The 19,966-nt window shown below is 46.5% G+C and carries 18 protein-coding genes and 2 pseudogenes; 18 read left to right on the top strand and 2 right to left on the bottom strand.

What is annotated here, in order from left to right:
* The 10 genes and pseudogenes from GPK90_RS17785 to GPK90_RS17740 form a co-directional block, all read left to right on the top strand.
* Window positions 1-423: pseudogene (locus GPK90_RS17785) on the top strand (recombinase family protein); the annotation flags it as partial.
* A 61-nt stretch (window positions 424-484) separates the two neighbouring features.
* A pseudogene (locus GPK90_RS17780) lies at window positions 485-1,066 on the top strand (replication initiation factor domain-containing protein); the annotation flags it as partial.
* The gene (locus GPK90_RS17775) at window positions 1,066-1,269 is read left to right on the top strand and encodes an excisionase (RefSeq protein ID WP_002610247.1); all 204 of its coding nucleotides are present in this window, start codon (window positions 1,066-1,068) and stop codon (window positions 1,267-1,269) included. The pseudogene GPK90_RS17780 and the gene GPK90_RS17775, both read left to right, overlap by 1 nt.
* Before the next feature lie 78 nt (window positions 1,270-1,347).
* Complete coding sequence (locus tag GPK90_RS17770) at window positions 1,348-2,541, top strand: site-specific integrase (RefSeq protein WP_017143792.1); 1,194 nt, start codon at window positions 1,348-1,350, stop codon at window positions 2,539-2,541.
* Window positions 2,542-2,804: 263 nt separating this feature from the next.
* On the top strand, window positions 2,805-3,164 hold the full coding sequence (locus GPK90_RS17765; protein ID WP_015512809.1) for an ArsR/SmtB family transcription factor: 360 nt from the start codon (window positions 2,805-2,807) through the stop codon (window positions 3,162-3,164).
* Between the two features lie 59 nt (window positions 3,165-3,223).
* Complete coding sequence (locus GPK90_RS17760; RefSeq protein WP_215703575.1) at window positions 3,224-5,347, top strand: heavy metal translocating P-type ATPase; 2,124 nt, start codon at window positions 3,224-3,226, stop codon at window positions 5,345-5,347.
* A gap of 16 nt (window positions 5,348-5,363) precedes the next feature.
* A complete protein-coding gene (locus GPK90_RS17755) occupies window positions 5,364-5,882 on the top strand; it encodes a DUF6921 family protein (RefSeq protein ID WP_215703574.1) in 519 nt (172 codons plus the stop codon).
* Window positions 5,883-5,892: 10 nt separating this feature from the next.
* On the top strand, window positions 5,893-6,432 hold the full coding sequence (locus GPK90_RS17750; RefSeq protein WP_215703573.1) for a pilus assembly protein PilX: 540 nt from the start codon (window positions 5,893-5,895) through the stop codon (window positions 6,430-6,432).
* On the top strand, window positions 6,429-7,973 hold the full coding sequence (locus GPK90_RS17745) for an FAD-binding protein (RefSeq protein WP_215703572.1): 1,545 nt from the start codon (window positions 6,429-6,431) through the stop codon (window positions 7,971-7,973). The genes GPK90_RS17750 and GPK90_RS17745 overlap by 4 nt, the downstream gene beginning before the upstream one ends.
* Window positions 7,970-8,680, top strand: a complete 711-nt coding sequence (locus GPK90_RS17740; RefSeq protein WP_009203877.1) for a succinate dehydrogenase/fumarate reductase iron-sulfur subunit — start codon at window positions 7,970-7,972, stop codon at window positions 8,678-8,680. Before GPK90_RS17745 ends, GPK90_RS17740 begins: the two co-directional genes overlap by 4 nt.
* Window positions 8,681-9,038: 358 nt before the next feature.
* On the opposite strand, the gene GPK90_RS17735 is transcribed toward GPK90_RS17740, so the two are convergent.
* Entirely contained in the window at window positions 9,039-9,287 is a 249-nt protein-coding gene (locus GPK90_RS17735; RefSeq protein WP_215703571.1) for a hypothetical protein, read from the bottom strand.
* 195 nt (window positions 9,288-9,482) lie between these two features.
* On the opposite strand from GPK90_RS17735, the gene GPK90_RS17730 reads away from it, so the two are divergent.
* Together GPK90_RS17730 and GPK90_RS17725 are read left to right on the top strand one after the other, a co-directional pair.
* Window positions 9,483-10,022, top strand: a complete 540-nt coding sequence (locus GPK90_RS17730; protein ID WP_117485747.1) for an ECF transporter S component — start codon at window positions 9,483-9,485, stop codon at window positions 10,020-10,022.
* A 53-nt stretch (window positions 10,023-10,075) separates the two neighbouring features.
* Entirely contained in the window at window positions 10,076-11,212 is a 1,137-nt protein-coding gene (locus GPK90_RS17725; protein WP_118532917.1) for a pyridoxal-phosphate-dependent aminotransferase family protein, read from the top strand.
* Window positions 11,213-11,438: 226 nt separating this feature from the next.
* On the opposite strand, the gene GPK90_RS17720 is transcribed toward GPK90_RS17725, so the two are convergent.
* Window positions 11,439-11,945, bottom strand: a complete 507-nt coding sequence (locus GPK90_RS17720) for a flavin reductase family protein (RefSeq protein WP_118321209.1) — start codon at window positions 11,943-11,945, stop codon at window positions 11,439-11,441.
* A gap of 368 nt (window positions 11,946-12,313) precedes the next feature.
* Between GPK90_RS17720 and GPK90_RS17715 the strand changes: the two genes are divergently transcribed.
* The 6 genes from GPK90_RS17715 to GPK90_RS17690 all read left to right on the top strand — a co-directional run bounded on the left by GPK90_RS17715 (window position 12,314) and on the right by GPK90_RS17690 (window position 19,869).
* Entirely contained in the window at window positions 12,314-13,837 is a 1,524-nt protein-coding gene (locus tag GPK90_RS17715; RefSeq protein WP_117485759.1) for a 4Fe-4S dicluster domain-containing protein, read from the top strand.
* Between the two features lie 117 nt (window positions 13,838-13,954).
* Window positions 13,955-14,863, top strand: a complete 909-nt coding sequence (locus GPK90_RS17710) for a patatin-like phospholipase family protein (RefSeq protein WP_275950599.1) — start codon at window positions 13,955-13,957, stop codon at window positions 14,861-14,863.
* Window positions 14,864-14,943: 80 nt separating this feature from the next.
* On the top strand, window positions 14,944-15,675 hold the full coding sequence (tsaA, locus tag GPK90_RS17705; protein WP_118532921.1) for a tRNA (N6-threonylcarbamoyladenosine(37)-N6)-methyltransferase TrmO: 732 nt from the start codon (window positions 14,944-14,946) through the stop codon (window positions 15,673-15,675).
* A 111-nt stretch (window positions 15,676-15,786) separates the two neighbouring features.
* The gene (locus GPK90_RS17700) at window positions 15,787-17,214 is read left to right on the top strand and encodes a cation:dicarboxylate symporter family transporter (protein ID WP_252197580.1); all 1,428 of its coding nucleotides are present in this window, start codon (window positions 15,787-15,789) and stop codon (window positions 17,212-17,214) included.
* A gap of 325 nt (window positions 17,215-17,539) precedes the next feature.
* Window positions 17,540-19,282 carry a SulP family inorganic anion transporter gene (locus tag GPK90_RS17695; protein ID WP_118532923.1) on the top strand — a complete coding sequence of 581 codons (1,743 nt, stop codon included), beginning with the start codon at window positions 17,540-17,542 and terminating at the stop codon, window positions 19,280-19,282.
* Between the two features lie 440 nt (window positions 19,283-19,722).
* Window positions 19,723-19,869 (top strand): hypothetical protein, encoded by a 147-nt coding sequence (locus GPK90_RS17690; RefSeq protein ID WP_015554124.1) that lies wholly within the window; start codon window positions 19,723-19,725, stop codon window positions 19,867-19,869.
* Window positions 19,870-19,966: the final 97 nt, after the last annotated feature.

The following is a 19,966-nucleotide window of genomic DNA, read 5'->3' as shown; positions in this document are numbered from 1 at the left end:
ATCCGCAAAGAAGAATTTGAGCAATTCATTTTCTCGGCCATGCAGGAGAAATTCAAAGACTTTCAGATACTCCACGGCAGGGAGGAAAAAGTCAATCCGAAACTGACAGCCTATCAAGTGGAACTGGCACAGGTGGAGGCAGAAATTGAAAAGCTGCTGGAGACGCTGACCGGAGCCAATGCGACCTTGCTTGCCTACGCTAACAAAAAAATTGAAGAACTGGACACCCGACGCCAGACCATTTCAAAGGCAATCGCCGAATTGAGTGTTGAAACCATATCGCCCCAGCAGATAAAGAAGTTATCCTATTATCTCGACAACTGGGACAGCATAGATTTTGACGACAAAAGAAAAGCCGCCGACGGTTTGATCTCTACGATCAAGGCCACCAGCGACCGTGTTCAGATAGAGTGGAAAATCTGACATTTCCGCTCTATCGCCCCTCATTTCTATTTTATCTTGTTTGTACCCCTTGTACACCGATGTTTATATCGGTGCTGGTAAATCGGGATTATCCTACCGCTTTTATGATAAGGATAAGGAAGTCTGTTCAAAACATAATAAGACACTTGATGAAGTCGGCAGTTGGAAACGGACAGAAATGCAACTGCGTGATGATAAGGCTCATGTTTTTGCCATGACATTCAAAGACAGACCGCTGGAACTTGGGGAACTGGCTTTCGGGCTATTAGCAAACAACCTACGCTTTGTCGTGCAAAACAGAAATGAAAGTAATAAGAGCAGATGGAAAACGTGTCGGTTTTGGGAACGATTTTTAGGGGCTGTGGAAGTCTTGAAACTGCAAGTACCGAAACTACATAATTCCCTTGAGGAAACACAGCAATGGCTCACAGAGGGTGGCGTGATTTCTGCTGTCAAAAGTTTTTATTTCTTAGAAGAACATGATGCATTAGGTGGACTGGAAAAAGTGGGAACTATGCTTGACAGGGCAAGATACAGCAGTTCCCTTTCCAGTAAATTAACCGCCCACTTACAGAGGATAGACCGCACCGACCTTATCCCCTATATCCAGTATGACACGAAACATGGGAAAGGGGGTATCTGATGAATAACAACGATATTCCCGTATGGGAAAAATACACCCTTACCATTGAAGAAGCGTCAAAGTATTTCCGTATCGGAGAAAACAAGTTAAGACGCTTGGCAGAGGAAAACAAGGACGCTGGCTGGCTCATTATGAATGGCAACCGCATACAGATTAAACGCCGACAGTTTGAAAAGGTCATTGATAAATTGGACGCAATCTAATGCAAATGAGCCTTGTATGTGTTATGATGAATACAAGTCATATCAAGGCTCTTTCCAACAAGGAAAGGAGCAGACACCATGAAAGAAAAAAGACGTGATAGTAAAGAACGTATCCTGCATACTGGAGAGAGCCAACGAACAGACGGAAAATACTTATATAAATATGTAGACGCATTTGGAAACACAAAATATGTGTATGCTTGGAGATTGACACCCACAGACCCGACACCAAAGGGAAAACGGGAAAAACCCTCACTTCGTGAACTGGAACAGCAGATAAGACGGGATATTGAGGACGGTATCGACAGCACAGGCAAGAAAATGACGCTTTGCCAACTCTACGCCAAACAGAACGCACAGAGGGCAAATGTGAAGAAAAGCACACAGAAACAACGGAAACAACTCATGCGGTTATTGAAAGAGGACAAGTTAGGTGCTAGGAGCATTGATACGATAAAACCCTCTGACGCTAAGGAATGGGCGTTACGCATGAAAGACAAAGGCTTTTCCTATAACACTATTAACAACCATAAACGCTCGTTAAAAGCGTCATTCTATATCGCCATACAAGACGATTGTGTAAGGAAAAACCCTTTTAATTTCAAGTTAAGTGAAATCATAGAAAATGATACCAAAGAGAAAGTAGTATTGACAGAGGAACAGGAACAAGCCTTACTGTCATTCATCAAGACGGATAACGTGTATCACAAGTATTATGATGATGTGCTGATACTGTTAAAGACAGGACTTCGTATCTCGGAACTGTGCGGACTGACAGTAGCCGATATTGATTTCAAGAATGAGGTTGTGGTTATCGACCACCAGTTATTAAAGAGCAAGGAACAGGGCTATTATATTGAAACGCCTAAGACAAAGAGTGGAACAAGGCAAGTGCCATTAAGCAGAGAAACGATACAGGCATTTCAACGGGTCATAAGGAAACGCACAAAAGGGAAACTGATAGAGATAGACGGATACAAAGATTTTCTGTTCGTCAATCCGAAAGGCAATCCTAAAGTTGCGATTGATTACAACGCCTTATTTGTCCGTATGGTAAAGAAATATAACAAACACCACAAGGATAACCCCTTGCCACATATCACACCACATACGCTACGCCATACGTTCTGCACAAGACTGGCAAGCAAGAACATGAACCCGAAAGATTTACAGTATATCATGGGACATTCAAACATCAGTATCACAATGAACTGGTATGCTCATGCGTCCATAGATACCGCAAAATCAGAGGTTCAGCGTCTAATCGCATAAGAAGTATTTACCACGATTTTAACCACGCTTGATAGCGAAAATATAAGAAGATAGACCTAGATATGTGAGGTTTACCACAAAAGCAAAATGCCCGTAGAGCCTATAAAATAAGGATTTGCGGACATTTAAGAAGATATAAAAAGATAGTCAAAAAGACATATATGATTTATGGGGAACTAACATCAGCTTATTGACATAAATATAAAAATAAGTATAATAATAGTTGAGTAATTGTTCAACTATTATTATTTTGAGGTGAATATATGTCAAAAACGTCTTATATTTGTAATTGCGATGTAATTCATGAGGATATTGTGAATGATGTGAAATCCAAGATGCAGCCAAAAGATGATTATATCCAGTTGGCTTCTTTGTTTAAGCTATTTGGAGATGGAACTAGAGTACAAATCTTACACGCTCTAGAACAGAGTGAGATGTGTGTATGTGATCTTGCAGTGCTACTGGGGGTAACAAAATCTGCAATTTCGCATCAGTTAAAGGCATTACGCCTAGCGAATCTGGTAAAATTCCGTAAAGAAGCACAGATAGTTTACTACTCGCTGGCAGATGATCATGTGAAAGAGATTATTGACAAGGGATTTGAGCATCTTTGGCAGAAATAATATTTTTTAACATTATAGTTGAGTAATTGAGCAATTAAACAAATTATAAGGAGATTATCATGAAACGCATATTTCTATTAAAAGGGTTGGACTGTCCAAATTGTTCCGCAAAAATTGAAAAAGAAGTCGGAGAGTTGGATGGAGTGCAATCCTCAGTGGTAAATCTGATGAAGCAGACGCTGACAATCAATGTTGCTCCAGCTGCCGCAAATACAATAGCCAGTCAGATTGAAACGATTGTCCACAGCCATGAGCCAGATGTGGAAGTTTCTGAAATTGTACAGGAATCTTATATACCGGAAAAAAAGCAGGAGGCCAATGAATCCTATAACAATGAGGATAAGAAGTTGACAGTTCGTTTAGCGACTGGTGCAGCAATCTATGCCATTGGTATGGCATTGACTGTTTTTGCGAAAGTGCCACTGCCTATCGAGTTAGCTTTTCTCATTGTTTCTTATGTTATTCTTGGTGGAGATGTTGTATGGCAGGCTGTGAGGAACATTTCAAAGGGGCGTGTATTTGATGAACATTTTTTGATGAGTGTTTCTACGATTGGGGCTTTTGTCATTGGTGAATATCCAGAAGCAGTTGCTGTTATGCTATTCTATCAGGTAGGTGAATTTTTTCAGTCATTGGCTGTTAAGCGTTCAAGAAAATCTATATCAGACTTAATGGATATACGTCCAGATTCTGCTACAGTAAGAAGAAATGGGGAATTGATTACCATATCTCCAGAAAATGTCTCCATTGGTGAGATTATTATTGTAAAGCCTGGTGAAAAAATTCCATTAGACGGTGTGGTATTGGATGGAGATTCTATGCTGGATACAAGCGCCTTAACAGGAGAATCAGTTCCGAGAAGTGTTCATAAAGGAGACGAAGCACTTTCCGGTTGTATGAATCAGACGGGTGTCTTAATGATTAAGACAACAAAAGCATTTGGTGAATCTACGGCTTCAAAGATTATTGATCTTGTGGAAAATGCGTCAAGCCGAAAAGCACCAACAGAAAATTTTATTACTACATTTGCACGTTATTATACACCTGTGGTTGTAATCTTAGCAGCTTTTCTGGCGATTCTGCCACCGATCATTCTTGGCGGAGGCTGGACAGAGTGGATTCGCAGAGGATTTGTTTTCCTTGTGGTATCTTGTCCATGTGCATTGGTTATTTCAATCCCGCTGACTTTCTTCGGCGGCATTGGTGCAGCATCTAAACGAGGTGTTCTTGTAAAAGGAAGCAATTATTTAGAGGCACTTAATAATGTCAGCGCTATTGTGTTCGATAAAACCGGAACACTTACAAAAGGTGTTTTCAATGTGACGGATATTTTGCCTGCAAATGGATTTTCAAAAGAACAGGTTCTGGAGTATGCGGCAGAGGCAGAGAGTTTTTCTAACCATCCTATTGCAAAATCCATTCTTGCTGCTTATGGAAAAGAAATTGATCAGTCAGTGATTTCTGATTATAAGGAAATTTCAGGATATGGAATCAGTGTAATGGCAGGGGAAAAGAAAGTTTTTGCTGGCAATACGAAACTTATGGATACAGAATGTATAGAGTACACAACCTGTGAAAACGCAGGTACAAAAGTTTATTTGGCGGTAGATGGTCAATATGCAGGATGTATTTTGATAACAGATGAAGTGAAGCCGGACAGTAAAAAAGCAATTTCTGACCTGAAACATATCGGCGTGGAAAAAACAGTCATGCTTACCGGTGATGATGAAAAAATTGGGAAGTCCGTTGCAGAAGAATTGCAGTTGGATGAATATTATGCACAGCTGCTTCCTGACCAAAAAGTGGAAAAGGTTGAGCTTTTAGATAGTAAAAAGAGACCGGGAAGCAAATTGGCTTTTGTTGGTGATGGTATCAATGACGCTCCTGTCCTTGCCCGTGCAGATGTTGGTATTGCAATGGGTGGGCTTGGTTCGGATGCGGCCATTGAAGCAGCAGATGTAGTTCTGATGACAGATGAACCGTCTAAGCTGGTGGACGCGATTGAAGTAGCAAAAGCGACAAAACAGATTGTCATGCAGAATATAGTGATTGCTCTTGGGATTAAAAGTGTGTTCCTGATTCTTGGCGCTCTTGGTATTGCGGGAATGTGGGAAGCTGTATTTGGTGATGTAGGCGTTACCATAATTGCTGTTTTAAACGCAATGAGAATTTTGAAAAAATAGGAAATGAGGTGGGAATGTGAAACGAAAACTGATTCTGTTAGTTGTTACGATTGTTTTTCTTGTAGGGTTTGGTGCCATTTTACATTCACCGCCTTCTATGATTGATGCAGTCACAGGAGCAACACCGAAGTCAAAAAAGGCGGCTCAAGCCTCCGCACAGTTGGAAGGCTCTTATGTTCTCGGTATTAATATGATGTCAGATGGTCTCGACAACGAGAACACCCGGAATAAATTAAAAGAATTGGCACTGGACGATTTGGAAACAAATGAAACAGATCTCATGAAAACGGACATTAGTTTTCGGTTATATGTATCTGAGACGGATTATCCGCTTGTCAGTTATGCTAAGAAACTCTGTGACAGGTTGAAACAGGCCGGTTTCTCCGTAGATCTGAAAGAGTACAGTAACACAATGATGCTATCAAGAGTGGTAAGTGGAAAGTATGATGTATTCCTGGCATCGGATGATTTTATTGACGTTACAACGCTAACACAGATGGACTATATGATCATGGACAGCGAAGAAATGAGGTGAGCGGGAATTTATGAGAAAATGGAATACGATTTTGTCTGTTTTAATGCTTCTCATTTTTATGATTCATGGAATCATGGGCAGCTTTATGCTGAACGGAGTTGGAAGTAGCGCAGGGAAACTTCTTGCATGGATTGGTGTTGGTATTCTTGTTGTGCATACGGTGATTGGTGTCATCCTGACAGTTCAGAGTTTACAGTCAGCGAAGCAATCCGGAAAAATGTATCTGAAACAGAACGCCATATTCTGGGCGAGACGAGCCAGTGGGCTGGCAATACTGATCCTGCTGTTCTTCCATATTGGCTTGTTTGGAAAGGTGCAGAATGGGACATATATTTTGTTCCCTTTTACAACGGTAAAGATGGTAACTCAGCTTTTGTTCGTAGCGGCAATCTTTGTTCATATTTTTATCAATATACGCCCATTGCTCGTATCACTGGGAATCATTAGTTATAAAGAACGAAGGAGCGATATTTATTTGATCCTTTCGGTGCTTCTTCTTTTTATAGCGGGAGCGGTTATTTTATATTATATTGGGTGGCAATATCTATGAGTAAGACAATTATTATTATAGGTGCTGGACTGGCAGGACTTTCAGCGGCTTTGCAGGCAGCGGAAAATGGATGCAATGTAAAACTGGTTTCCTTCCTTCCGTCAGAGCGGGCACAGTCTGTTATGGCGGAGGGCGGTATCAACGCAGCTTTGAATACAAAAGATGAAAACGACAGTCCCGAAGAACATTTTACAGATACAATAAAGGCAGCATGTGGTCTGGCAGATCCAAATGCAGTTTGGGGAATGACACAGGCAGCACCGGAGCTGGTGCACTGGCTGCTAAAACTTGGAGTTAAATTTAACATGAGTGGCTATGATGATGTGGATCTGCGGAATTTTGGCGGGCAGAAAAAGAAACGGACTGCTTTTGCACAGAGCGATACCGGGAAGCAGATCATGACAGCTATGATAGACGCTGTTCGCAGGAAAGAAGCATCTGGTATGGTAGAACGGTTCAGCCATCATTCTTTCCTAACACTTCGTCTGTGTGGCAATATTTGTTGTGGCTGCGTAATCAGGGATGAATACAGTCAGGAGACTGTGGAATTACCGGGGGATGCGGTTATTGTTGCCACCGGTGGTATGCACGGATTGTTTGGAAATACAACGGGTTCGCTGAGCAATACAGGAGAAGTCACCGCAGAATTGTTCCGGCTTGGTGTTCCTCTGGCAAATGGCGAGATGATCCAGTACCATCCGACAACTGTGAAATGTGGTGGAAAACGCATGCTCATCAGCGAGGCGGCCAGAGGGGAAGGTGGCAGGTTGTTTGCCATGAAAGATGGAAAACAATGGTATTTCATGGAGGAAAAATACCCGGAGCTTGGAAATCTGATGCCACGAGATATTACCGCCAGAGAGATATGGAAGGTCAGCCATGAATCAGAGGTATTTCTTGACATGACGGAAATATCGGAGGAGATTATTTCAAATAAGCTATCTGGTCTGGCAGACGATTGTATGACCTATCTGCATAAAGATATACGAAAGGAACCGGTGTCTGTTTTACCGGGAATTCACTATTTTATGGGAGGCATTCTGGTGGATGAGCAGCACAGAACGCCGATTCAGAATCTTTGCGCTGCCGGAGAATGCTGTGCCCAATATCATGGTGCCAACCGTCTTGGTGGAAATTCTCTGTTAGGAGCGTTATACGGAGGACGTGTTGCGGCAAAATCAGCATGCGAACAGGCAGATGTAGTAGATCTATCTTGTGCGACACAGATAGATTTTCCACCAGCGTCTCAAATTTCAGAAATAAAGCAATTAAACAAAGTGATGCAGGAGACTATGGGCGTTGTCAGAAATGAGAATACGTTGTTAAATGGGATTCAAACGGTACAAGCGCTGACAGGAAATCTTCCATTGCTTGGCATGGCAGTTCTAAAGAGTGCTCTTGCAAGAAAAGAAAGCCGTGGTGCACACTGGCGGGAGGATTATCCGAAGAGCAATGACGATGATTACCTTAAAACAACGGTAGCCAGATTTGATGGAAAGCAGATACAGATTTCCTTTGTACCTGTTCCAGAAAGGCGGTGATTCACTTGGTATATAAAATAAGAATCAGGCGGCAGGAGAGTCAGAAATCAGACAGTTATTGGCAGGAATTTGAGTTTGACGGAAGCAAAAACAGCTCTGTTGCCAATGTTCTAAAGGAATTGAACAGTAGAACCCCTTTGAAAGATAATTCAGGGAATATAGTTACTCCCATCAGCTGGGAATGTAGCTGTATGGTGCGAAAATGTGGGGCTTGCGCCATGCTGATTAACGAACGTCCGAGGCTGGCATGCTCTACATTTCTACATACGTTAAAAGGTTCTACAATCACCTTGGAACCTTTAAGCAAATTTCCGCTTGTAAGAGATTTGATCGTTGACCGGTCAATTCTGTTTGAAAATTTGAAAAAACTGAATCTTTGGCTTGAAAGTGAAGCTTATATGAATCCGTGGACACATGAACCAAGATACCAGTCGGCACGCTGTCTGATGTGTGGCTGCTGCCTTGAAGTGTGTCCTAACTTCTCTGCAAATGGGACTTTCGCAGGCGCTGTTGCTGCAGTCAACGCATTTCGGATTCTGAATGAAGAACAGGAAAGCACTCATTTGAATGAGATTTCTGCTGAATATAAGAAGAAATATTTTGAGGGATGCGGGAAGTCGTTATCTTGTCATGATATTTGTCCGATTGGTCTGCCTGTGGAAGAACTGCTTGTAAGGTCGAATGCAGCGGCTGTTTGGGGCAAATAAAATGGAGGATAAAAGCTATAATGAATGTATGAAGAGAATCAAAAACTTGATTCTCTTTTTTTAAAATACATACATTGACAAATATCTATGTTATATTATATTGAACATAGACAATGATCAATGTGAGGTGTCAATATGAATGCAATGGACTGGCGAGTAAACTTATTAACTGATAAATTCCGATTTATGTAATAAAATTCTCATGCAAAAGCTTCTTTTAACATATCCGAAAAATCCTCAATGTAATACCCGGAATTATCCTTTCGCCAGAAGGCGCAGTATGTCTTCCGGACAGGATCCCCGTTTCTGATGAGAGGAATCCGGTCAATCGTGGAATCCGACCATACAGGATCGCCGATCACATCGACGGGCATATATCCCTGTCCGGATGGATCATCAGGATACAGGGGATATTTTTTAATTCAGCGATATCGATCATTTCCAGACGTCCAAGCGTATTTCGGCTGGAAATTTCGATATACATCCGGCTTTCAGCCAGGATTTCATTGTTGTAGCGGTCGGAAAATGCCCGTCTCTGGTCATTCAGTACGAGGTCGACCCGGTCCGTTTCCATTGCTCTGTAGAGTTCTTCATGACTTCCGACCATGATATGCTGTATTTTGGGCGAACAAGAAAAATACGGTAATCTGGACTGGTCAAATTAACAAAAACTGGCTGTTTTAAAAAGTCCATATATCATATATCATAAGGCTAAGCTGATACAGCAAATACAAAAAGAAAGCCTGATGTCATTCTCCAAGGGCCCTGAGAGTACATTCATCGGGAAAAGAGGAATGATGATATGAGCACAAACCAGGCAGCAGTGGCTGCAAAAAAAGGATACAGCACAAAAGAACTCGTTTTAGATGCAATGTTTATTGCGCTGACGTATGTATTTACAGCCTTTGTAAATGTGAGACTCCCGATCGCGGCAAACGGAGGACTGATCCATCTCGGAAATGTACCGTTATTTATCTGCGCGATCCTGCTTGGAAAACGCACCGGCATGCTGGCTGGCGCTTTTGGTATGGGACTGTTTGATCTGTTATCCGGCTGGACGGCATGGGCGCCGTTTACGTTCGTGATCGTAGGTGCGATGGGTTACGCGGTTGGCGCGATCACAGAAGGACACCACAGCTTAACGAGAGATGCGATCGCGATCGCGGTTGCGTGTGTGATCAAGGTTGTAGGATACTATATCGCAGAAGTGATCATTTATCACAACGTGTTTGCCCCGGTTGCTTCGATCCCGGGAAATCTGGTCCAGATCGGCACAGCAGCTGTAATCGTTATGATCTGCATTGAGCCGCTTCGCAAGATCCTGCGCCCTGTCTTAAAATAAAAGGAAGCTCCGGGCAGGGATTTGATCCTGCAGGCGAGAGAAAGGAAGAGATTATGTACGATATCATGACACCCGGCCCTACACAGGTGAGGGAAAATGTACGGCAGGCGCGGGCGCTTGCCTGCACCAATCCGGATCTGGATGCCGATTTCTATGATTTTTACAAGGAGACCTGTGAGGAGATCAGCGAGCTCCTTCATACGAAAAATGAGACGCTGATCCTCGACGGAGAAGGAATTTTAGGACTGGAAGCGGCCTGTGCGACGCTCACCGAAAAGGGAGACCGCGTGCTTGTAATGGATAACGGAGAATACGGAAAAGGCTTTGCCGGGTTCGTGACCATGTACGGCGGAGAGCCGGTTCTTTACTCCACCGACTACCGCAACGCGTTTGATGTGGCGGAACTGGAAAAATATCTGGAAAAAGATCATGACTTTAAATATGCGGCGCTGGTACACTGTGACACTCCGAGCGGGATGTTAAATGATGTCTCAAAGCTCTGCCCGCTGTTAAAAAAGTACGGGATCCTGACCCTGGTGGACTCCGTTTCGGCCATGTTCGGCGAGGAGATGCGGGTGGACGATTATCAGATCGATCTTCTCTGCGGAGGATCCCAGAAAGCGGTTTCCGCACCTCCAGGATTAAGTTTTGTGACGATCAGTGCGGATGCTTACAAGACGATGCATTCGCGGAAAACACCGGTCGCGTCCTTCTATGCGAACATCCTGGCGTTTGACGGCTATTATGAGAAAAAGTGGTTCCCGTATACGATGCCGATCAGCGATATCTACGGACTGAGACAGGCGTTCGATAACATTAAAAATGATCCGTATATGCTGGAGCGGCATGCAAAGATCGGAAATGCGGTCCGGGCGGCAGTAAAAGAAGCCGGCCTGGAATTATACCAGGAGACAGGATTTTCCAACACTGTGACGGTATTCAATGTCCCGGAAGGGACCACGGACACCGCGATCCTCACCGCGATGAAGGAAAAATGCAACATCATGCTGGCCGGATCCTTCGGCGCGTTTGCGGGGAAAGTGATCCGCATCGGGCATATGGGCGAAAACGCCTATCCGGAGAAAGTGGGAGCCGTGATGGCCGGTCTGGATCTGGTATTCAAAGATCTGGGAATCACGCTGAAGTGCAGCCTGAAAGAGGCGTATGACAGGAAGATGAGCGAGCAGTAAAGGAATGTCGGCAGAATGCTGCTATGGCAGTTTTTTCACGGGTAAGAATTACGATTTTATCGGATGATCAAAGAAAATATGATAAATGCATAAAACGAAAAAGACCTGCAGAAATGTATGAAATCTGCAGGTCTTTTTATGTTGATATAGATTATCGGAATCTACCGGCTTGTGCCGACCGGAATTATGAGCCAAGTCTCACGCACGTCTGGCTGGAAACGCAGGATTATTCTCTCACAAGAACTTTTGTGATCTCCGCGATATAAACGGTGTGGTAATCTTTCTCCGGATACCATTTTTCATCGTTTTCTTTTGCGATGAAGTTCTCCGGGCGGATCTCATCCTCGTAGAGCTTTTTGCAGACGAAGACCATGTCTGCTTCCTCGAAAGCTGCTGTACCGTCAACAAAGTACGGAGTCAGACCGGCTTCTTTGACCTTATCGCAGTCACGGCCGGATTTGGAACCGCAGATGGAGAGTGCCTGTTTGTGCTCCGGCCCGTAGAAGGACAGGGTAAAGGTATCGTTCGCGTCGACGAATTTCTTTGTGTAGCGCTGCGGGCGGATATAGCAGGTGGCAACATTTTTGCCCCAGAGAACGCCGAGACCGCCCCAGCTTGCGGTCATGGTGTTGTATCCGGACTGATCGCCGGCAGTGATCAGCATCCACTCGGAACCGATCTTTGTAAAGGGATTAAAGGTGAGACTCTTGATATCAACTTCTTTGAATGCCATGGGAAAAACTCCTTTCATTGGTGGGGCAGAAACTTGTCTGCACGGAAATTTCTGTAAAGAGATCCATGCACAGGTGCCGGATCTTTTGCTGTTCCTATTATAAAAGGCATAGGACGAAAATGCAAATGGAATTCTCAGCCCGGGAAATTCCATCCCACGAAAAAACAGCGGAATACCGGCAGATAAAAACGTTAAGATCCTGCATGAATCTTAACAAAAAGGCAGATAAGCGGAAACTTGGTCTTGAAGAAAAAGAATGCCGGTGTTATATTTTTGACAAGAAAGATCTGTCCGGCTCGCTGATCCTGCGAATGTGGGAGACAGGAGATGGAAGGACGTATCAACGAAAGTGTTTGGAGGAAACATTTATGAGAGGTGTAGAGACAAGGATCCAGGAGATCCGTCACCGGATCTTCCGGGAAGTAGCAAGAATGGCGTACCATACGGAATGGCCGGTGGACAAACGAATCGAGGAACTACCTTATAAGATCATTCCGGGAGAAGTTGGAAATTTCAGAAATGATGTGTTTCTTGAGCGGGCGATCGTGAGCGAGAGACTGCGGCTTGCGATGGGACTTCCGTACCGCGGGGCAGCGGATCCGGCGCCTGTCTCAACAGGGATCGAGGAGGCGGACAAACCGGAGACTTACTACACGCCGCCGCTCATCAACGTGATCAAATTTGCGTGCAATGCATGTCCGGAAAAGCGTGTTTACGTGACAGACGGCTGTCAGGGCTGCCTGGCACATCCGTGCGTGGAGGTCTGCCCGAAGGATGCCGTGACGCTTGACCGGACGAACGGAAGATCGAAGATCGACCCGGATAAGTGTATCCGGTGCGGACAGTGTGCCAATGTCTGTGCGTACCATGCGATCATCATCCAGGAACGTCCGTGTGCGGCGGCGTGCGGGATGGATGCGATCCACTCCGACATGAACGGAAAGGCAGATATCGACTATAATAAGTGCGTGTCCTGCGGACAGTGCCTTGTGAACTGCCCGTTCGGTGCGATCGCAGACAAATCCCAGATCTTCCAGGTCATCCGCGCAATCCAGACGGGCGAGCGCGTTTATGCGGCTGTGGCACCGGCGTTTGTCGGTCAGTTCGGACAGAAGGTCACACCCGGAAAACTCCGTGCGGCTATGAAAGCGCTCGGATTTGCGGATGTCTTTGAGGTTGCCATCGGCGCGGATTTATGTGCAGTCCAGGAGGCGGAGGACTTCGTGAAAGAAGTTCCGGAACAGCTTCCGTTTATGGCGACCTCCTGCTGTCCTGCATGGTCGGTGATGGCGAAAAAGCTGTTCCCGGACTACTCGAACTGCATCTCGATGGCATTGACACCGATGACGCTGACAGCGCGACTCATTAAGAAGAAACATGAGAAAGGGAAAGTTGTCTTTATCGGACCGTGCGCGGCGAAAAAGCTGGAGGCGATGCGGACTTCCGTGCGCAGCGATGTGGATTTTGTCCTGACCTTCGAGGAGATGGCGGGAATCTTTGATGCGCGCCATGTCGACATCGAAAATATCGAGGAGGATGAAGGCGGAGTCAATGCTGCATCGAAGGATGGACGAAACTTTGCGGTTGCCGGCGGTGTCGCGAAATCCGTGGTGGATGTGATCGCACAGATGTATCCGGAGAAGGAGATCAAGGTTGCGAACGCGGAAGGCTTAAAGGAGTGCAAGAAACTTCTTCAGCTCGCCAAAGCCGGAAAGTACAATGGCTATCTTCTGGAAGGAATGGCATGCCCGGGCGGCTGCGTTGCAGGTGCCGGAACGATGCAGCCGGTCAAAAAATCTCAGGTTGCGGTAAACCTCTATGCGGGAAAAGCCGGACATGTGACGAGCGACAAGACCGAGTATGTGAGCGAACTGGATAAACTGGTCGATTAAAAGTAACGATGATAAAACTTATATGGACTTGCAGAATGCGGCTTCCTTGACGGGGAGCCGCATTCGTTGTAAAATAGGAATCCGATGCCCTTTTATGATAGGAAGGAGGAAAAAACATTGGAGCAGGAGAGAAAAGAGCTTTTGAACAATGAAAGTGAAGATAGAGCAAAGAATAAGACAGGTCTTGTTCTCGAAGGCGGCGGCATGCGCGGGATCTATACCGCGGGTGTGCTCGATGTCTTTCTGGATGAGGGGCTTGAATTTGACGGCGTGATCGGTGTCTCGGCAGGCGCAGTCCATGGATGCAGTTTCCTGTCCGGGCAGCGGGGGAGAAGTATCCGGTATTATAAAAAATACTGTGCGGACAAACGCTTTATGAGCGCTGAGAACATGATACGGACCGGAAACTTTGTGGATACGGATTTCTGTTACCATGAACTTCCGGAGGTCCTGGATCCTTATGATTATGAGGCGTTCGACCGCAATAAGGAGAAAACGGATTTCTATGTGGTCTGCAGCGATGTGGAGAAGGGAACACCTGTCTACGCGAAGCTTCATGACATGAAGAAGGATATCGATTATATCCGCGCGTCAGCGTCGCTCCCGTATGTCTCAAAGTTTGTGGAGCTGGGCGGCAGAAAGCTTCTCGACGGCGGCTGTACCGACAGCGTTCCGGTCGAGGCATTCATGAAACTCGGTTTTACAAAGGATGTTGTCGTTCTGACCCGTGATCTGGAGTACCGGAAAAAGCCGGAGAATGCCTGGATGGCGGATCTTGTGTACCGGAAGTACCCGAAATTTGCCGAGGTGTTAAAGAACCGCTCGGTGGAGTACAACCGCAGCATCCGCAGGATCGAGAAGCTGGAAAAAGAAGGAAAGATCTTTGTGATCCGGCCGAGTGTACCGCTCACGATCAGCAGGACTTCGAGAAGTGCAGAGGAGATCGAAAAGACGTATCAGGTCGGAGTTCTCGACGCAAAGAAACAGATGGCTGCGTTGAAAGAATGGCTCGATATTCGCGGATAAGAATGACCTCAGAGTGTGACCGGTGAAAAACAAGACCGGGAACAGGAAACAGTCAGTGAAAAGAAGGAAGGAGAGCGCCTATGTCAGTGAAAGAATCGGGATCGGGAAATACGGATCACAGGATCCGCCCGGTTGCCAGGATCCACACGGATTTTCCGACAAAGTTCGGGATCCCCAGGCAGAGCGGCCTCACAGGAGATCTGGAGTCCCGGATCGTATTTGAACCGGAGTTTTCCAATCCGGACGCGGTCCGCGGGATCGAAGAATTCTCCCATCTCTGGCTGATCTGGGAGTTCTCCGAAAATGTGAGGGATCCGAAGAAGTGGTCTCCGACCGTCCGCCCGCCGCGGCTCGGCGGAAACACGAGAGTTGGCGTGTTTGCGACGAGATCTTCGTTTCGCCCGAATTCCCTGGGGCTCTCCGTGGTTCGCTTAAAGGCGGTGGAAACCGGGGAGAACGGAATGCCGGTCCTTGTGGTGACAGGGGCGGATATGATGGATGGGACGCCGGTCTTTGATATCAAGCCGTATATTCCCTTCGCGGACAGCCATCCGGAGGCGAAGGGCGGGTTTACGGACCAGACGAAGGAATACGGGCTCAATGTCCGGATCCCGGAGGAGTTCTTAACACTCCTTCCGGAGGAGAAACGCGCCCCGCTCCGCACCGTCCTTTCCCAGGATCCGCGTCCGTCCTACCAGGAAGATCCGGCACGGGTCTACGGGATGGAATTTGCCGGGTATGAGGTAAAATTCACGGTTTCGGGAGAGACGCTCTATGTGAAGCAGGTGGAGAAAATTCACTCTTCGCAGTAAAAAAATCCGGACTGCCGTATTTGTGCAGTTGGACAAAAACCAAAAACAAGGAAGTTAGAAAACACCAGGAGTTAAAAGAAGATGGAAAACGTATTTTTAAAGTAGTTTCTGATGATCAGCGACGTTCGGACGATCGCGTTCCTCGCTGTTCTCGCGGCTCTGTTTTATCTGATCCATGTGCTGTACCATAAAAAACACATGGATTTTGCTGCCGTAGTCATGGTTGGTACCGGACTTGGACTTGTCCTCGGCCTGGCGATCCAGTTTGTGGCCGGATTCCCGGATAAACCGATGGAAGTTGCTTTCGTCGCAGAGACGACAACCTGGTTTGCAATGTTCGGAAGCGGCTACATCAACCTGATCAAGATGATCGTTGTCCCGCTCGTCATGATCTCCATCATGCAGGTGATCATCAACATGCAGCAGGGCAGCAGCATGGCGAAGCTCGTAAAAAAGACACTTTTAGTCACGATGGGGATGGTTGCGATCGCATCTGTGACCGGTATCGTGATCGGAACGCTGTTCGGCGTCGGAAAAGGCGCAGCGATCGTGGAAGATGGAACCGCGACTGCTAAGGATATTACCCCGGTCGCTACGACCATCAAAAACCTGATCCCGGGAAACATCGTGCAGGCGATGGTCGACAGCAACATCATCGGCCTCGTTATCTTCTCCGGATTCCTGGGTCTTGCGATCTGGTGGATCAACTATGAGAGCAAGGAAGAGGCGAAGCCGTTATACGATCTGATCAACGCGGCTCACAAGGCGATGATCAATATGGCGCTCCTGATCCTCGACTACATGCCGTGGGCTGTGATGGCGCTCCTCGCGAACACGATCGCGCAGAGAGGTCTCTCCTCCATCCTGGAAGTCGGAAAATTCATCATCGCGCTTTATGTGGCGGCTGTCGTTCAGTTTATCATTCAGATCCTCTTCCTTGTGATCAACGGTCTGAATCCGGTCGTATACATAAAGAAATCGTTTGCGACCATGCTGATGGCATTCACCTCCCGCTCCAGCGTCGGATGTCTTCCGATGACGATCGAGACACTGACAAAGAAGCTTGGTGTTGGCCAGGGTACCGCAAGCTTTGTAGCCGGATTCGGTACAACCGCAGGAATGCAGGGCTGCGCGGGTATCTTCCCGTCACTCCTGATCATCTATGTCTGCAACGTGACAGGAACTCCGATCGATATCACGATGATTGTGATGACGATCTTTGTCGTTACGATCGGTTCTCTTGGAATCGCCGGTATCCCGGGAACAGCCACGATGGCAGCTTCCGTCGGACTTTCCGGCGTCGGCATGGGCGCCCAGTTCGGTATGGTAAGCCCGATCTTAGCGATCGACCCGATCATCGATATGGCAAGAACCATGATCAACGTCACAGGTTCCCTGACGAATGCCCTTGTGGTGGATAAGCTGATGGGAAATCTGAATATGGATGCGTATAACGACATGAGCGAAAGGATTGTGGGAGCACGAAGTGCGGAACAATCCAGTATCAATGCTAAAACTAAAAAAGAAAACGCAGAGTAATCATAGATCCCCGCATGTGCCTGGCAGACAGGTATGTGCGGGGATTTTTCTGCCTCCATTTACCTGCAAGAAACTGCGGTTGCCCGGTTCCTGATCGCGTAAGATCAGTCATCATACTGCACATCATGTTAAAAATATATCTATTTCCGCTAAAATCCCGAAAAAACTGGACAGCTCCTTATTTTTCTGTATAATAGGTAATTGTCGGTCTTTTTACGGTTGGTGGTTATTTTTTGTTTTAAAAGAAATTTCAGGTAAATTCTTTAGAAAACAAAAAAGATCCTACTATATTTAGAACACGAAAAGAAAAAAGGAGAGTTTGAGTATGGAAAAAATACGTCCAATGTTGTTCACAACATTGAAGAAGTATTCCGGTGCCCAGCTGATGTCTGATGTCGTAGCGGGTATCATCGTAGCCATCATCGCCCTTCCGTTATCTATCGCGCTGGCACTGGCATCCGGCGTGGGTCCGGAGCAGGGTATCTACACGGCGATCGCAGCAGGATTTGTGATCTCATTCTTAGGCGGCAGCCAGGTACAGATCGCGGGCCCGACAGCGGCGTTCGCGACGATCGTAGCCGGCATCGTTGCGAGAAGCGGCGTGGAAGGTCTGGCAGTCGCTACGATCCTGGCAGGTATCATCCTTGTTATCATGGGATTCTGCCAGCTTGGTTCTCTGATCAAGTTTATCCCGTTCACGATCACGACCGGATTTACCTCCGGTATCGCGGTGACCATCGTGATCGGACAGTTAAAGGATTTCTTTGGAGTGACCTACCCGGCCGGCATGGAGACGATCGAGACGATGCAGAAGTTAAAAGCGTTTGCAGCCGGTTTCGGTACGATGAATATCCATGCGGTGATCGTTGGTCTTGTCTGCCTTGCGATCCTCATCGTGATGCCGATGATCACAGAGAAGATCCCGGGATCCTTAGTGGCAGTCATCGCAGGTATCGTGATGGTAAAATTCCTTCCGTTACAGGTCAACACGATCGGAGATCTCTACAGCGTCAGCAATGCACTTCCGGCCTTCCATATGCCGGCATTCAGCTATGACGTGATCCAGGGCTCTTTATCCGACGCATTCACGATCGCAATCCTGGCAGCCATCGAGTCCCTGCTTTCCTGCGTCGTTGCAGACGGCATGATCGGCGGAAAGCACCGCTCCAACACAGAGCTTGTTGCCCAGGGTGCAGGTAATATCGTTTCCGCCCTGTTCGGCGGTATCCCGGCAACCGGTGCGATCGCACGTACAGCAGCAAACATCAAAAATGGCGGACGTACTCCGGTGGCAGGTATGGTCCATGCGGGCGTCCTTCTTCTGATTCTCGTGATCCTGATGCCGTATGCAAGCTGGATCCCGATGCCGACGATCGCGGCGATCCTGTTCATGGTAGCCTACAACATGTGCCAGTGGAGAACCTTCGCAAGACTCGCAAAGACGGCTCCGAAGAGCGATATCGCAGTTCTTGTTCTTACCTTCTTCTTAACCGTTGTCTTTGACCTTGTCGTAGCGATCGAGGTGGGCATGGTCCTTTCCTGCCTGCTGTTCATGAAGCGTATGAGCGATGAGATGGGAGTCAGAAGCTGGCTCCATGTGGAGGAACTTGAGGAGCAGAAGCGCGACGAAGAGGAAGCTGCCAAAGGCGCGAAAAAGGCAAATGCGATTCCTTCTGTAGAGGAAGCGCAGCTGAAGGCGGCGGCAGAGGAGATCAACCCGGCAGATTTACGCCAGATTCCGATGGAGCTTGCAGTCTATGAGCTCACAGGACCGTTATTCTTCGGCGCGGCTGACCGCATCAATCAGATCACAGTGGGGGAAGGCACAAGATGCCTGATCCTTCGTATGCGTGCAGTACCGGCGGCGGACAGCACGGCCATGAACTCCATGACAGCCCTCTATGAGCGCTGCAAAAAGAACGGCGTGACTCTGATCCTGTCCCATGTCAACGAGCAGCCGATGCGCGCGATGGAGAAAGCCGGATTCGTTGATCTGGTGGGCAGAGAGAACTTCTGCAGGAATATTGAGGAAGCCCTTGACCATGCGGACAAGATGCTTGAGAAGTAAATAAGGCGCGGAGGAAGATTTTTCTGCGCAAAGCTGAAAAGAGCTGTGTGACTATATTTGGGTCAGCAGCTCTTTTTGGCATATGTAGGGAAGCCCAGACTGCAAAAATTAAATTATATTTTTGAAAAAGTCTGTTAAGATGACGCAAAACGTGAAAAAAATACATACAAAAGTTACAAAAATCCTGACGAAATATATTGTACATGTTATTTGCAAAATTCGTGTTAAGGAGAAAAAATAAGCGATTAAGCGGCGGCTAAAAAGCAGGTAAAAAGGTAGCGGGGATAAAAATTCTGTGATATATATGGTTCGACTTAAAAACAGGAGAGAAATTTCATCCTGTCAGATTAAAAACATCCCGAAAAAGAAATTTGGCAAAGATTCTTTGCAGGAAACAAAAGCGGGGTGGATATAAAAGAAGAGTTTGGGAGGTCTATATCATGGCTAATTTATTTTCGATCCTTTTCATCATCCTTGTTGCAATTGTAGGCGGTATTCCGACCATCGTGATCACGGGTTATATTCCGGTCATGATCGCTCAGAAGATTTATAGAAAAGTGAAGTACGGATATTCTTTATATCGTTAAAATAAAGGGATGGTTGACTGGCTGCTTGAAAAACCGGCAGTGAAATCTGAACAAATATCATTAAGACGGGTGACTTTTCGGAAAATTATCTGCAATC

It is taken from the genome of Clostridium sp. MCC344 (assembly GCF_018785365.1).
Taxonomy (GTDB): Bacteria; Bacillota; Clostridia; order Lachnospirales; family Lachnospiraceae; genus Pilosibacter.
This window is presented reverse-complemented; position numbering and strand designations above follow the sequence as displayed.